This is a genomic window from Streptomyces sp. NPDC001668 (genome assembly GCF_042893155.1).
In the GTDB taxonomy this organism is placed as follows: domain Bacteria; phylum Actinomycetota; class Actinomycetes; order Streptomycetales; family Streptomycetaceae; genus Streptomyces.
Genome location: NZ_JBIAUQ010000003.1, coordinates 736,982 through 751,662, shown reverse-complemented (window position 1 = coordinate 751,662; position 14,681 = coordinate 736,982). Strand labels below are relative to the sequence as shown.

Sequence of the window (14,681 nt, the reverse complement as noted above, 5' to 3'; positions counted from 1 at the left end):
CGTTATCCGCGCGCCCGTCGCGCCAGCTCGTGCAGCACCGCGGAGGTGGGCACGGGCGCCTGGCGGACGCCGGTCAGTTCCTGCTTGAGATAGGTGGTGGCCGAGGCGAACTCGGTGGCCTCGCCCTGCGGCCGGAACCCGTGCCGGACCTCCAGCTTCCGCAACCGCGGTTCGGTGGAGAGGAGTTCGGCGAGCGCCCAGCCGTCGTCGGTCAGCGGTACGACCGTGTGGTCGCTGTTGACCGTGGTGTCCGGGTAGAGGACGACCAGGTCGTCTGGGTGCTGCCCGTCCGCGAGGAGCGAGGCGACCTGGGACTCGTAGACCAGGACGAGCGGGTTGCCGGCGCCGCTGACGAAGTCCCGGAAGGCCGCGTCCGTGCTGGACTGCTGGGCTCCCTGCACGCTGACGAGCTTGTGCAGCAGCGGAGTGGTCTTCCCGACCTCCGCGTCACTCGCGACGACCTTGCCGCCGTTGGCCACATAGGAGGCGGCGGCGAGGTAGAGGGCGCCGGAGTTGGAGGTCTCCGGGTCGGTGCTGGAGAGGTAGAGGGTGCCGGTCAACTCCCCGTACTTGCCGGCTCCCTCGAGCTGCTGCCAGGTCCGGTCCGCGCGGGCCGCGTCGATGTAGGCCGCCATCTTCAGCGTGCCGCGGTGCTCCGCGTCCAGCGTGGCCAGGCCGTTGCCCGCGAGGACCCCGGCGGCGCTCTTGTGCGCCACGACGACGAGGGGCGAGTAGAAGGGGCGGGGGAGGGTCCCCCGTACCTTGTACTTCGCGGCGAGCTCGGCGGCCGGCGCCTGGCTGGACGGGAAGGCGAAGTCGTACCCGCCCAGGTCCAGCCCCTCCATGGCCCAGGACCCGGAGGTCTCGGCCTTCACGGTGTAGCCCTTGGCGGCGAGGGCCTTCACCACGTCGGGATCTTCGAAGAACTCCGCCTTCTCCGACCCGATCACTCCACGCACGGTCTTCGTTGCCGTGCCCTTGTCGTCCGCTTCCCGGCCCGCCACGACGGCTGCCACCACGCCGCCGATCAGCAGAACCGCGAGGACGATCCCTACGATTCGTCTCACGCCGGGAGCGTGCTCCCGGAACGGTAAGTTCCTGGGCAACCAGGGTGAACAGCAGGTGTAGTGCCGGTCCCGGATCGACACGGCCGAGGTTTTGGGGGCGCGGGGCTGTATCGATATGCGGCTCCGCCGCAGGGGCGCGACAAGCCGCCACGAAGCCGCGCCCGCAAAACCTCAGCAACCCCTACGGCGAACAGGCGCCCTGCTCAAGCGAACGCAGTGCCATGGCACCCGGTCCGCACGTCGCGGTCGATGCGCGCGGACCGGGGCCGATCGGGGGAGCCGTACGGCTCAGTGAGCGGCGAGTTCGCGGGGGTCGGCCAGCGCGGCGCTGTGCGCGTCCATCCGCTCCGCCGCCAGGATCGCCGCCGCCGTGTCCGCGCGGGACGCCGCCACGAGCAGCGCGCGCCCGGCCACCGCGTGGGCGCGGCGGTGCAGGTCGGCGAGGTGGGGTGCCGAGGTGACGGAGGTCAGGGACGCGCGAGCCGGTGCGCCCGAGCCCCGCAGCCGCGCCACCTGCTCGGCGAGCCGCTCGGCCGCGGTGTCCAGGTCGGCGGAGGGCGCCAGGGCGCGCAGTTCGTCCGTGACGGCGAGCAGCGCGGCGAGATGACCCGCGAGCTGGATGTCGAGCTCTTCCTCACGGGTGCGGTGGGGGAAGTCGGTGGGGGCGTCGGCCATCGTGGAGTGGACCGACTTGGTGCGGATCGGCTCGTACATGGGATGGCCTCCGGTGCTGTCAGGAAACCATCCTAGCTTAGATTTCGTCTAAAGTTGAGCGAGTCAAAAAACCGGATCGGAGGTCTACGGCTGCCCGTAGCCGTCCAGGAAGTTCCCGATCCGCCCCACCGCGTCCCGCAGGTCCCCGACGGTCGGGAGAGTCACCACCCGGAAGTGGTCGGGCTCGGGCCAGTTGAAGCCGGAGCCCTGGACGACCATGATCTTCTCCTGGCGCAGCAGGTCCAGGACCATCCGCCGGTCGTCCTTGATCTTGAAGACCTTGGGGTCGAGCCGGGGGAAGAGGTACAGCGCCCCCTTCGGCTTCACGCAGCTCACGCCCGGGATCTGGGTCAGCAGCTCGTACGCCACGTCCCGCTGCTCGACGAGCCGCCCGCCGGGCAGGACCAGGTCCTTGATCGACTGGCGTCCGCTGAGCGCGGCGACCACCCCGTGCTGGCCCGGCATGTTCGCGCACAGGCGCATGTTGGCCAGGACGGTCAGGCCCTCGATGTAGGAGTCGGCGTGCGCGCGGGGGCCGGAGATCGACATCCAGCCCACCCGGTACCCGGCCACCCGGTACGCCTTCGACATGCCGTTGAAGGTGAGGGTGAGCAGATCCGGGGCGATCGACGCCGTCGGGGTGTGCGTGGCGCCGTCGTAAAGGATCTTGTCGTAGATCTCGTCCGAGCAGACCAGCAGGTTGTGCCGGCGGGCGATGTCGGTCAGCCCCTTGAGCATGGCGTCGTCGTAGACCGCGCCCGTGGGGTTGTTGGGGTTGATGATGACGATCGCCTTGGTGCGGTCGGTGACCTTCCGCTCCACGTCCGCGAGGTCGGGCATCCAGTCGGACTGCTCGTCGCAGCGGTAGTGGACGGCGGTGCCGCCGGACAGCGACACGGCGGCCGTCCACAGCGGGTAGTCGGGGGCCGGGACCAGCACCTCGTCGCCGTCGTCCAGCAGGCCCTGCATCGCCATCACGATCAGCTCGGAGACGCCGTTGCCGATGAAGACGTGCTCGACGTCGGTCTCGATGCCGATGGTCTGGTTGTGCATGACGACGGCCCGGCGCGCGGCCAGCAGCCCCTTCGCGTCGCCGTACCCGTGGGCCGTCGACACGTTCCGCAGGACGTCCTCCAGGATCTCGGGCGGTGCCTCGAACCCGAAGGCCGCGGGGTTGCCCGTGTTCAGCTTGAGGATGCGGTGCCCGGCCGCTTCCAGGCGCATCGCCTCCTCGAGAACCGGGCCCCGGATCTCGTAACAGACATTGGCGAGCTTGGTCGACTGGATCACCTGCATGTCTGGGAGCTTACGGCCCGGTAACGCGAGACGGTCCGTGTTTTCCGCCACTTGAGACGCGGCGGTTTGGGCCGTTATCGCCGGTGGCTGTCCCACCTGCCTCATCCGTCTCTACAATCCGTCGCCATGTCGAGGCCAGTCGAATACGAGTCAGGGGCGCCGAACGTGTATCAGCCGCAGCCCGCACCGGCCCCGGCGTACGAGGAGTACACGGATCCTGCGGCGGCGCACGGCTGGCAGAGCGTGTACGACGCGACGGCCGAACTGCCCCGGGTCGAGGAACCGGGCGGCCCGGATCCCGCCGACCCCGGTTACGCCGGTCGGGCGGCCCGGCGCCGGGCCGCCCGCGGAAGGGGTGGACGTGGACGGGGCGGCCCGCGCTCACGCCGGGTGGTCGTGGCCGTGGGAGCCGTGGGGGCGGTGTCGGCGGTGGCCCTGATCGCGGGGCTGTCCCTGTCGGGCTCCTCCTCGAAGCCCGCGCAGGACCAGGGGCACGGCACCCCTTCGGCCTCCGCCGGGACGAGCGACGCCACGGACCCCGCGTCGGCCACCCGGTCGGCGGCCCCCGAGGCGTCGGCCTCCGCGGCGCCGGGCTCCGGCACTGCCGCGCCCGGCGCAGAAGCGTCGGCGGCCACGTCCGCGTCCGCGGCACCGCAGACGACCGGACGCCCGTCGGCCGGGGTCTCCGCCACCGCGCCCGCGGCCCCGGCCACTCCCACCTCGCCCCCCGCCTCCACCGCTGGCCCGGGCAACTCCGCCGGCAAGGGGCGTGGACAGGGGGCTACGAAGGGCCCCAGGTAGCCGTCGGGCTGGGGTCTCCGCCGCCGCGCCCGCGGTCCCGGTGAGCCCCGCCTGCACCTCTCCACCTCCGCTTCCGCCGCCGGCCCGGGCAACTCCGTCGGCAAGGGCCGCGGACACGGCGCTACGAAGGGCCCCAAGTAGCCGTCCGGCCGGGGTCTCCGCCATCGCGCCCCGCGCCCCGCGCCCGCGGCCTCGGTGAGCCCCGCCTGCACCTCTCCACCTCCGCTTCCGCCGCCGGCCCGGGCAACTCCGTCGGCAAGGGGCGCGGACAGGGGGCCGCGAAGGGCCCCAAGTAGCCGTCCGGGTGGGTAAGTTGACCTAGTCGGGCGAGGCGGTGTGGCGGGTGGTCGCCTCCGTGTGTCGACACCCGCGCCGCGTACCGGCCGCCGGTCACCCCTCCGCGCCGGACCAAGGGCGCGAGCCCGGCACAGCTTCTTGCCCAATCACCCACCCCTCTTCACAATGTGCATGACAAAATCGCGGGCGGCCGGAAGATTTCCGGCCGCCCAAGTCGCAAGAGGGGACCCCCACATGAGAAAGCCTCTCGTCGCCGCACTCAGCATCCTGGCCTTCGCCGGGATGGGTACGGCACCCGCGGTCGCGGCCGAACCCACGGCCTCGGGCGTGGGCAAGGCCGCCGGCACGGACACGGTCACCTCCGTGCTCCACGACGCGGTCACGTCCACCACCTCCGCCCTGTCCCAGCTCACGGCACCGTCGCCCCAGCTCAAGGCCGTGACCCTCGCCGGGACCGTCTCGCTCAGCAACTGCTCCGGCTCGGTCATCCGCTTCCCCAACTCCGCGGACACCGACCCGGCGCTGGTGCTCAGCAACGGCCACTGCCTCACCACCGGCTTCCCCGAGCCGGGCGAGGTGCTCACCAACCAGGCCTCCAGCCGGACCTTCGGACTGCTCAACTCCTCCGGCACCAAGGTCGCCACACTGCGCGCCAGCAAGCTCGCCTACGGCACGATGACTGACACGGACGTGTCGATCTACCAGCTCACCTCCACCTACGCGTCGATCAAGAGCGCGTACGGCATCTCCGCGCTCACCGTGCAGGACACGCACCCGACCGCCGGGACCGCCATCACCGTGGCCTCCGGTTACTGGAAGACGCTCTACAACTGCAACATCGACGGGTTCGCGTACCGCCTGAAGGAGGGCGACTGGACCTGGAAGGACTCGGTCCGCTACACCTCCGCCTGCCAGACCATCGGCGGCACCTCGGGCTCGCCCGTCATCGACCAGGCCACCGGCAAGGTCGTCGCCGTCAACAACACCGGCAACGAGGACGGCGAGCGCTGCACGGAGAACAACCCGTGCGAGGTCGACGCGAACGGCAACGTCACCGTCCGCGAGGGCATCAACTACGCCCAGGAGATCTACAACATCCCGGCCTGCTTCACGACGGGCAACCAGCTGAACCTGAACGCGAGCGGTTGCACCCTGCCCAAGCCGTAGCACGCCCCTAGCGGTGGCGGGTGTTCCGTTGCACGGGACTGCGACGGACCGCCCTGCCCGCCAGCACATCGGTGCGCAGGCCGTCCTCGATCACGAACCGGCCGTCGACCAGGACGTGCGGAATGCCCGTCGGCAGCCTGCGCGGGTCCTCGAACGTCGACCCCGGAGCCACCGTCCGCGGGTCGAAGAGGACCAGGTCCGCCCGGTACCCCTCCTTGACCAGGCCCCGGTCCGGCAGGCGCAGCCTGGACGCCGGGCGCGAGGTGAGGTGGGCCACGCACTCCTCCAGGGTCAGGACCCCCAACTCCCGCACATACGTGCCGAGATACCTCGGGAACGTGCCGTACGCCCGCGGATGCGGCTTCGCGCCCTGAAGGATGCCGTCGGAGCCGCCGGTGTGGACCGGGTGGCGCATGATCCGGCGGACGTTCTCCTCGTGGCCGACGTGCTGGAGGATCGACGGGGCCAGCCGGTCGGCGAGCAGGAGGCGGCGGGCCGTCGTCCAGGGGCTCTCGCCCCGTGCGCGGGCCGACTCCGCGACCGTACGGCCGACGAGGTCCGCGAAGGACGGGTCGCCGACGCCCGAGATCTCGACGGTGTCCCAGTCGACGGGCACGCCGTGGCAGCCGTCGGCGCCGGTCTCCTCCAGGTGGTGGCGGATCCGCTCGGCCGTGTCGTCGTCCGCCAGCCGCTTCAGGAGCGCCTCGGGGCCGCCCTCGCCCGCCCAGCTCGGCAGCAGGGCCGCGAGGGTCGTGGAGCCGGGCGTGTAGGGGTAGGTGTCCAGGCTGATGTCGGCACCCGCCGCCAGTGCCTCGTCCAGGAGGGCGAGCAGCTCCGGTGCCCGGCCCTTGTTCACGCCGAAGTTCATGGTGGCGTGGGCGAGATGGAGGGCGCAGCCGGCCTCCCGGGCCAGGGCGACCATCTCCTCGTACGCATCGAGGGCGCCCGCCCCGTAGGAGCGGTGGTGCGGGCAGTAGTAGCCGCCGTACGCGGCCACCACCCGGCACAGCTCGGTCAGTTCGGCGTCCTTGGCGTACATGCCGGGCGTGTAGGTCAGGCCCGACGACATGCCGAGCGCGCCCTGTTCCATGCCCTCCGCGACCAGCTCGCGCATCCGCTCCAGCTCTTGCGCGGTCGCCTCGCGGTCCTCCCAGCCGACGACGAGCGCGCGGACCGTGCCCTGGGGGATCAGATAGGCCGCGTTGACGGCGATCCCGCGGTCGAGGCGGTCCAGGTACTCACCCACCGACCGCCAGTCGAAGTCGATGTCGTCGCCGTGGCCGTTCCACCCCGCGATGGCGCGGCGGACCTCCTCCAGGGTGCGGTCGTCGACCGGGGCGTACGACAGCCCGTCCTGGCCCAGCACTTCGAGCGTGACCCCCTGCGCGGCCTTGGCGCTGTGGTCCGGGTCGCGCAGGAGGGCGAGGTCGCTGTGGGCGTGCATGTCGATGAAGCCGGGGGAGAGGACGAGGCCTTCGGCGTCCAGCTCCCGGCGGGCCTTGGGGCGCTGGCAGCCCGCGTCGGCGGCCTCCTTGACGATCGAGACGATCCGGCCGCCGTCGACGACCACGTCGGCGCGGTACGAGGGGGCGCCGCTGCCGTCGACGACGTCCGCGTCCCGGATGACGAGCTCTTCCATGCCGGACCTCCCGCTCCTGGAAGCTTCTAGAAGAACGTACGGATGTACGCGACGACCGTCCCGTCGGCCTCCGCCACCGGGATCAGCTGCCACTTGTCGAAGGACGTGCACGGGTGGGAGAGGCCGAGGCCCAGCCAGTCGCCGACCTCCAGGTCGGTCCCGGGGGCCGTGCGCAGCCAGGCGTGCTGGTCGGAGAGGGCGGTCACCTCGATGCCGGTGGCCGGGCGCTCGGTGCCGTCCCTGCGGATCACCTGGGGGAAGGGCAGGTCGAGGTCGTAGGCCGCGTCCCGCTTGCCCGCGTTGGTGAAGGCCTGGTCGGGGGAGGGCCGGGAGACGACCTGTGTCCACAGGCGGAACGCGGGCTCCAGGGCGCCCTCCTCGGGGACCCGGTTGAAGGGGGTCACCTTGCGGTAGTGGCCGTCGTCGTGCGAGACGTAGGCGCCGGAGCGGAGCAACTTCAGGACCGGGCGGGAGAGTTCGGGGATCTCGGCGAAGACGTCGGCGACCGCGTCGAACCAGGCGCTGCCACCGGCGCTGATCACGATCCCGTCGGGTCCGGCCTCGGCGAACCGGCCCGCCTTGTCGAAGTCGGCGGCCAGGGCGACGAGCCGGCGCAGCCACGCGTGGACGCGCTCCGGGTTCGCCCCGGGGACCTCGCCCTCGTACCCGGCGACGCCGACGAGCCGTAGCGTCCCGGTGGCCGCGACCGCGTCGGCGACGGCCGCGCACTCCGCCTCCGTACGGACACCGGTGCGGGCGCCCTCACCGGCGGCGAGTTCGACGACGACGTCCAGGGGGCGGGAGGTGCCTCGCAGGGCCGCGTCCATCAGCTCGACCCCGCGGACGGAGTCGACGTAGCAGAGGAAGCGGAAGTCCGCGTCGTCCGCGAGTTCCCCGGCGATCCAGCGCAGGGCCGCGGGGTCCACGAGTTCGTTGGCGAGGAAGACCCGCTGGACGCCGTACGCCCGCGCGACCCGCACCTGGTGGGGGACGGCCAGGGTGATGCCCCAGGCGCCGTGCTCGATCTGCCGCCGGAAGAGCTGGGGGGCCATGGTCGTCTTGCCGTGCGGGGCGAAGGCGAGGCCGTGGCGGGCGGCGTACGTCTCCATGAGCCGGAGGTTGTGGTCCAGGCGCTCGGCGGAGAGGGCGAGGACGGGGGTCGTGAAGCCGTCGGTGAAGAGGTTGCGGCGCTGGGCGGTCAGCTCGGCGACGGTCAGGCCGTCCGCGTCCGGGGGCAGGCCCTTGAAGCGGTGGTCGACGCGGTCCTCCGCGAGGCGGGCGAGCGCTTCGGTACCGGACACGGGACCTCCCTGGAAACGGGTCCGTTGCAGTGTGTGCAACGTTCATTGCGTATATCGCGTACTGCTGTCTAACATCCACGCCAAGGTTGGGTCAATGAAGGAGCAACGGCCATCGTGAATGCCCCCGACGCCGTGGACGTCGTCGCGCTCGGCGAGTCCATGGTCACGTTCCTGCCCAGCCGGCCCGGCCGGCTCGCCGACGTGCCGTCCTTCGACCGGGCGATCGGTGGGGCGGAGTCGAACGTGGCGTGCGGGCTGGCTGCCGCCGGCTTCGCGGTGCGGTGGGTCAGCCGGGTCGGGGCCGACGGGTTCGGGGATCACCTGGTCGAGGCGATCGGGGGGTACGGGGTCGATGTCTCGGCGGTCGGTCGTGATTCTTCGCGGCCCACGGGGGTGTACTTCCGCACGGCGGGGGACCGGGGCTCGGACGGGCACGAGGTCGCCTACTACCGGGCGGGGTCGGCCGCTTCGGCGATGTCGGTCGAGAACGTGGACCTGTCGGCGGTGCGGGCGGGGCGGGTGTTGCATCTGTCGGGGATCACGGCCGCCTTGTCGGACACGTGTCTGTCGTTGCTGCGTGAGCTGACGGCTCCCGGACCTGAACGTCCCCTGGTCTCCTTCGACGTCAATCACCGGGCCGGGTTGTGGCGGGACGCGGATGGTCCGCGGGTGCTGCTGGAGCTGGCCCGGCGGGCCGACATCGTGTTCGTGGGGGAGGACGAGGCGGAGGAGGTGTGGGGGGTCGTGGGCGGGCCGGCGGCTGTTCGGGCGGTGTTGCCCGAGCCTTCGGTGCTGGTGGTGAAACGGGGGGCGGTGGGGGCTACGGCATTCGTTTCGGCTGCGGGCAGTGGCGGGCTGGTCGCGCCCCGCGGCGGAGCGGCACATCGATGCAGCCCCGCGCCCCTGGGGTCGGTCACGTTCGCCCCTGCCTTGGACGTGGACGTCGTTGCCACCACCGGCGCCGGTGACGCCTTCGCCGCCGGGTTCCTCTCCGCGACCCTGCGCGAACTGCCTCTCCGGGACCGTCTCCGGCACGGTCATCTCTGGGCCGCAGCCGCTCTCACCGCCCCCGGAGACCTCGCCGCACCCCCCTCCCGCGCACACGCCGACCGCCTCGCGGCCGTCGGAGACGGCACGTGGGGGACACTTCGACTCGGCCCCGGCTGGACGCAAGCCGACAGGGCCCCGGAGGAGGTACGCACCCCATGAGCCAGACCGTCGACCGAGCACTCAGCATCCTGCCGCTGCTCGCCGAGGGCCCCGCCGACCTCGGCCAGGTCGCCGACCGCCTCGGCGTCCACAAGTCCACCGCGCTGCGCCTCCTTCGCACCCTCCACGAACACGGCATGGTCTACCGCCAGTCCGACCAGCGCTACCGCCTCGGCGCCCGGCTCATCGCCCTCGCCCAGGAGGCGATGGAGAACCTCGACATCCGCGAGATCGCCCACCCCCACCTCGTACGGCTGAACGAGCAGTGCGGGCACACCGTCCACCTCGCCGTGTACGAGGAGGGCGAGGTGCTGTACATCGACAAGGTCGAGAGCCGCTACCCGGTGCGGATGTACTCGCGGATCGGCAAACCGGTCGCCATCACCGTCGCCGCGGTCGCCAAGCTGTTGCTCGCCGATCTGCCCGAGGCCGAGCGGCGCGCCCTCGCGGACAAGCTCGAATACCCCCTGTACACGGCCCGTTCGACACCCAACGCCCCCGCCTTCCTCAAGGAGTTGGAGCGGGTGCGCGAACAGGGCTGGGCCACCGACCTCGGTGGCCACGAGGAGTCCATCAACTGCGTCGCGGCCCCCGTCCGCGGCGCCGACGGCAAGGTCGTCGCCGCGATGTCGGTCTCCGCGCCGAACGTCGTCGTCACCGCCGAGGAACTCCTCACCCTCCTCCCCCAGGTCCGCCGTACGGCCGATGCCATCAGCGGCGAGTACTCCGGCAGAACACCAGCAAAGGACCCCAAGGACCCCGTATGACGGACAAGATCGCGCTCACCCCGAAGACCCACACCACCCCGCCCGCGAAGTTCTCCCACGGGGTGCGGAAGGGCAACATCCTCCAGGTCGCCGGGCAGGTCGGCTTCCTGCCGGCCGAGGAGGGCAAGCCCCCGACGCCCGCCGGTCCCACCCTGCGCGAGCAGACCCTCCAGACCCTCGCCAACGTCAAGGCGATCCTGGAGGAGGGCGGCGCCTCCTGGGACGACGTGATGATGATCCGCGTCTACCTGACGGACGTGGACCACTTCGCCGAGATGAACTCGATCTACAACACCTACTTCGAGGAGCAGGGCCTCACCGCGCCCCCGGCCGCCCGCACGACGGTCTACGTCGGCCTGCCCGCCGGACTCCTCATCGAGATCGACGCGCTCGCCGTCCTCGGCTGACGCTCCCGCGACTCCCGCGACTCCCGCAACTCCGCACGTCCTGTACGGCACGGCACCCCCCGGGGCGCCGTGCCGCGATCCGCCCTGCCCGAAAGCTCCATGTACTTACGCAGAGGACCCCCATGTCCCTACCGCTCGCCGCGACCGCCGAGACACCCCCGCACACCGGCGGTCTGCTCCTCCTCATCGACGGCACCGCGGGCCTGCTGACCGTGGCCGCCATCGGCATCGCCCTGCTGCTCTTCCTGATCATCAAGGCGAGACTCCAACCCTTCGTCGCCCTGCTCGGCGTCTCCATAGCCGTCGGCCTGCTCGCGGGCCTGTCGGTCACCGAACTCTTCGGCACGGTCCAGCGGTCGGACGCGGTGTCCACCATCGAGTCCGGGATGGGCGGCATCCTCGGCCATGTCGCGATCATCATCGGCCTCGGCACCATGCTCGGCGCGATCCTCGAAGTCAGCGGCGGCGCCGAGGTGTTGGCGTCCCGGCTGCTGAATCTCTTCGGGGAGAAGCGGGCGCCCCTCGCCATGGGCCTCACCGGTCTCATCTTCGGCATCCCGGTCTTCTTCGACGTCGGCATCTTCGTCCTCGCGCCGATCGTGTACGCGGCGGCCAAGCGCAGCGGCAAGTCGATCCTGCTCTACTGCCTGCCGCTGCTGGCGGGCCTGTCCATGACCCACGCCTTCCTGCCCCCGCACCCCGGCCCGGTCGCCGCCGCCGGACTGCTCCACGTGGACCTCGGCTGGGTGATCCTCATGGGTGTCATCTGCGGAATCCCGGCCGTCCTCGCCGCCTGGGCGTACTCCGCGTGGATCGGCCGCCGTATCTTCGTCGCCGTACCGCAGGACATGGTGGAGGCGGCCGCGGAGGCCAGGCAGGCGGTCATCGAGGAACAGCGGGCGCAGGGGGTCGTACCGCGCGAGGACCCCGTCCCCCTCGGCACGGTCCTCGGGATCATCGGCACACCCCTGGTCCTGATCCTCGCCGCCACCTTCTCCTCGATCGCGCTCGACCCCTCCACGGGCCGCTCGGTGATCGAGTTCTTCGGCAGCCCCTTCGTGGCGCTGACCATCGCCCTGGTCCTCGCGTACTACCTGCTCGGCATCCGCCGCGGCTGGTCCCGCAAGTCCCTGGAGACGGTGTCGACCGCCTCCCTCAAGCCGGTCGGCAACATCCTGCTCGTCGTCGGCGCGGGCGGGGTCTTCGGCGCGGTCCTCAAGGCCAGCGGGGTCGCCCAGGCGCTCTCGGACACCTTCAACGACGTCGGCCTGCCGGTGATCGTGCTGTCGTACCTGATCTCGGTGGTGCTGCGCGTCGCCCAGGGCTCGGCGACGGTCGCGATCGTGACGACGGCCGGCATCGTGGCGCCGCTGCTGTCCGAGGGCCATCACTCCCAGGCCTTCGTCGCGCTCGTCATCATGGCGATCTCGGCCGGTTCCATCTTCGCCTCCCACGTCAACGACGGGGGCTTCTGGATGGTGGCCAAGTACTTCGGCATCAGCGAACGGGACACCCTGAAGACGTGGACCGTCCTGGAGACGGTGCTGTCGGTGGCGGGGTTCGTGGTGGCCGCCGTACTGAGTGTGGTCGTGTAGGTGTGGTAGCCCCATGTAGGCGTCCGATAACGATGTAGGGGCTGGCTGTGTCCGGCACAGGATCGTCGACCATACTGCCCGCTGTGGAGCAGCGCATAGGTTCGAGCAGCCAGCCCCTGGAAGGCGCCGGATTCGACCCGGCCTACATCCCCGGGCTCACCTCGCCCGGGTCCGCCGAGACGGAGTCCGTCCCGGAGGAGACGGAGGTGACTTCGGAGGAGGTGGTCGAGGAGGCCGGCGAGGAGCACGCCGAAGGGCCCGTCGAGGAGCTCCCCGAAGGGCCCGTCGAGGAGTCCGCCGAAGGACCCGTCGAGGAGGAGGCCCCCGAAGGCCCCGTCTTCGAGGCCTCCGACCGGCGCGCGAAGATCGTCGCCGACCACCGGGGCGTACGGCTCTCCCTCGACGACCAGGCCTGTGAGTTCCGCTGGGACGAGATCGGCGCCGTCGAGACGGAGTCCCCGCGCTTCGGCAAGCGGTTCACCATCACGGTGCACACGCCCGACCGCCGCTGGTACCCGATCGAGATCGAGGCCACGTCCAGGTCTCGCTTCGCGGAGTGGGACGAACAGATCGACGCCGTCCTCGACGCGTACTTCGAGGACGGGACGTCGGAAACGGCGGAGGAGGAGTCCGACCAGACTCCTTAGGGGCGCCGGGAGCTGCGCGACCGGCCACTCGCGGCCCGCAGCTCCCCACCACCCGCAACCCCTAGCAGTACTGGGACTCCTTGCCGATGGACCGGTACATGCAGTCCGAGTTCTCCAGCAGTTGCAGCACGGCGTCCCGGTTCCGGGACGTCTCCCGCTCGATCACCTCGTCGGGCGGGTAGAAGCCACCGCCGGAACTCGACGTCGGGTACATCTCGAAGGTGTACGAGAAGATCTTGTGCGTGCCCCAGAGATAGTCGTCGATCGACCCGTCGGTGATGTACAGGTCGCTCGACTGCTCCGCCGTGTACCCGTTGCTCGCGGCCATCTTCTGCCCGACCGCCTTGAACACGGCGTTGTCGTCGGCCGTCATCCCGGTCGCCGTGTCGGAGTACGTGTACCCGTAGGGCCACAGCACCAGTTCGCTGTACGTGTGGAAGTCGATGTTCGTCTTGATCTGCTGGACCCCGCCGACGACCCGGCTGCGCACGAAGTTCGCGACGACCTTGACCTCGGGCGCCGACTCGGCGGCCGGACCCCGGTAGGTCTCGGACGACGTCGACCCGGACGAGCCGCCGCAGCAGCCCCAGCGGTAGGCCCAGTTGCGGTTGAGGTCGGTACCGACGGCCGAGGAACCGGAGTTGGGCTGCCGGTTCTTGCGCCAGGAGCGGTACGAGCCGGTGGCGATGTCGTACTCGCCGCCGTCCGGGTTGAGGTCGGGGATGATCCAGATCTCGCGGTTGTTCACCATGTTGGTGATCCGGGAGTCGGAGCCGTAGCCCGCGCCGAGTTCGCGCAGCAGGTACAGCGCCATCTCCACCGTGAGGTGCTCACGGGCGTGCTGGTGGTGGGTGAACAGCACCTCGGGCTCGGCCTCGTCGGTCCCCACGTTGTCGCTGATCTTGATGGCGACGATGTCCCGGCCCTGGTACGACGTGCCGATGACCCGCTTGCTCATGATGGTCGGGTAGGCGGCGAGCCGCTGGTCGATCTCGGCGTTCATCTCGGCGTAGTTGTGGTAGCGCGCGTCGGCCGTGGGGAAGTCGTAGAGCCGGGCCTCGTCCTGCGCCGTCCGGTCCGGAGCCGTCCCCAACTCGGAGACCTGGTAGCCGAGTTGCCGCAGTTTTCTGATCTGGTCGGCGCGTCCTGAGACCACCACGGTCTCCTCGTCGGCCTCGTCCACCGTCACGCCCGTCTGCTGGATCGCCGTACGGGTCACGGGTGTCGAGTGCTGGTGGATCTCGTACTGGCGGATGTCCTCGGTGCTCGGGGCCGCCTTCGGGGCGCTGTCGGCGTTCGCGGAGAGCGGGGCGGCGAGGGCGAGGGCCAGAACGGCGGCGAGGGCGGCGTAGCGGGTGCCGCCGCGCGTGCCTGAACTGCGGATGCCGGAACCGCGTGTGCGAAGTCGCATGAAGTCTCCTGTGTTCTCCAGGGATTCCGGGATCTCCGGAAGCGGGGAGTGGAGCGGGGGTGGTTCAGCGAATTCTGCGACGTGCTGCCGGTGCGGGTGTGCCGGTGCGGGGTGCACGGGTGTGCCGGTGCGGGCTGCCGCTCATCGTCCGTGCATGACATGGCCGGGTCAAGAGGGCCGCGCAGTGTACGCGGATCGGTGTGCCGCGACATGGTCCCGGGAGAAGTGCACCCGAGGGTGTGAGCCGTGCGTGCATATATGTGAGGGCCGCCTGCACAGTGGGATCTCCGACCACACCCCGGAGGACTGGCTGATCATGGGGCACCTGCCGGTCGAGACGACCAGTTTCGTCGACCGGCGCCG

The 14,681-nt window shown here is 70.9% G+C and carries 13 protein-coding genes; 7 read left to right on the top strand and 6 right to left on the bottom strand.

The genetic code is table 11. The annotated features are described in order from the left end of the window. Positions 1-2 precede the first annotated feature (2 nt). From ACFYZ8_RS13130 to ACFYZ8_RS13120, 3 genes are all read right to left on the bottom strand, one after another. Positions 3-1,067 carry a hypothetical protein gene (locus ACFYZ8_RS13130; RefSeq protein ID WP_388534966.1) on the bottom strand — a complete coding sequence of 355 codons (1,065 nt, stop codon included), beginning with the start codon at positions 1,065-1,067 and terminating at the stop codon, positions 3-5. A 288-nt stretch (positions 1,068-1,355) separates the two neighbouring features. Further along, the gene (locus ACFYZ8_RS13125) at positions 1,356-1,781 is read right to left on the bottom strand and encodes a hypothetical protein (protein WP_359030082.1); all 426 of its coding nucleotides are present in this window, start codon (positions 1,779-1,781) and stop codon (positions 1,356-1,358) included. Between the two features lie 84 nt (positions 1,782-1,865). After that, entirely contained in the window at positions 1,866-3,077 is a 1,212-nt protein-coding gene (locus tag ACFYZ8_RS13120; RefSeq protein ID WP_359030083.1) for a pyridoxal phosphate-dependent aminotransferase, read from the bottom strand. 126 nt (positions 3,078-3,203) lie between these two features. On the opposite strand from ACFYZ8_RS13120, the gene ACFYZ8_RS13115 reads away from it, so the two are divergent. After that, entirely contained in the window at positions 3,204-3,878 is a 675-nt protein-coding gene (locus tag ACFYZ8_RS13115) for a hypothetical protein (RefSeq protein WP_388534963.1), read from the top strand. 531 nt (positions 3,879-4,409) lie between these two features. Continuing rightward, on the top strand, positions 4,410-5,342 hold the full coding sequence (locus ACFYZ8_RS13110) for a serine protease (RefSeq protein WP_388534962.1): 933 nt from the start codon (positions 4,410-4,412) through the stop codon (positions 5,340-5,342). Between the two features lie 7 nt (positions 5,343-5,349). Here ACFYZ8_RS13110 and ACFYZ8_RS13105 read toward each other — a convergent pair whose 3' ends face one another. Further along, on the bottom strand, positions 5,350-6,981 hold the full coding sequence (locus tag ACFYZ8_RS13105) for an amidohydrolase family protein (RefSeq protein WP_388534960.1): 1,632 nt from the start codon (positions 6,979-6,981) through the stop codon (positions 5,350-5,352). A gap of 26 nt (positions 6,982-7,007) precedes the next feature. After that, positions 7,008-8,282 carry an amino acid deaminase gene (locus ACFYZ8_RS13100; RefSeq protein WP_388534957.1) on the bottom strand — a complete coding sequence of 425 codons (1,275 nt, stop codon included), beginning with the start codon at positions 8,280-8,282 and terminating at the stop codon, positions 7,008-7,010. Between the two features lie 159 nt (positions 8,283-8,441). Between ACFYZ8_RS13100 and ACFYZ8_RS13095 the strand changes: the two genes are divergently transcribed. From ACFYZ8_RS13095 to ACFYZ8_RS13075, 5 genes are all read left to right on the top strand, one after another. Further along, positions 8,442-9,491, top strand: coding sequence for a sugar kinase (locus ACFYZ8_RS13095; protein WP_388535088.1), 1,050 nt, complete (start codon positions 8,442-8,444; stop codon positions 9,489-9,491). Next, positions 9,488-10,258, top strand: coding sequence for an IclR family transcriptional regulator (locus ACFYZ8_RS13090; protein ID WP_359030089.1), 771 nt, complete (start codon positions 9,488-9,490; stop codon positions 10,256-10,258). Before ACFYZ8_RS13095 ends, ACFYZ8_RS13090 begins: the two co-directional genes overlap by 4 nt. Beyond that, positions 10,255-10,665 (top strand): RidA family protein, encoded by a 411-nt coding sequence (locus tag ACFYZ8_RS13085; RefSeq protein ID WP_037720011.1) that lies wholly within the window; start codon positions 10,255-10,257, stop codon positions 10,663-10,665. The genes ACFYZ8_RS13090 and ACFYZ8_RS13085 overlap by 4 nt, the downstream gene beginning before the upstream one ends. Positions 10,666-10,787: 122 nt before the next feature. After that, positions 10,788-12,260, top strand: coding sequence for a GntP family permease (locus ACFYZ8_RS13080; RefSeq protein WP_388534953.1), 1,473 nt, complete (start codon positions 10,788-10,790; stop codon positions 12,258-12,260). Between the two features lie 83 nt (positions 12,261-12,343). Continuing rightward, positions 12,344-12,907, top strand: coding sequence for a hypothetical protein (locus ACFYZ8_RS13075; protein ID WP_359030091.1), 564 nt, complete (start codon positions 12,344-12,346; stop codon positions 12,905-12,907). Positions 12,908-12,968: 61 nt separating this feature from the next. Here the strand turns inward: ACFYZ8_RS13075 and ACFYZ8_RS13070 are convergent, their stop codons facing one another. Beyond that, entirely contained in the window at positions 12,969-14,318 is a 1,350-nt protein-coding gene (locus tag ACFYZ8_RS13070) for a M14 family metallopeptidase (RefSeq protein ID WP_388534950.1), read from the bottom strand. Between the last annotated feature and the right edge of the window lie 363 nt (positions 14,319-14,681).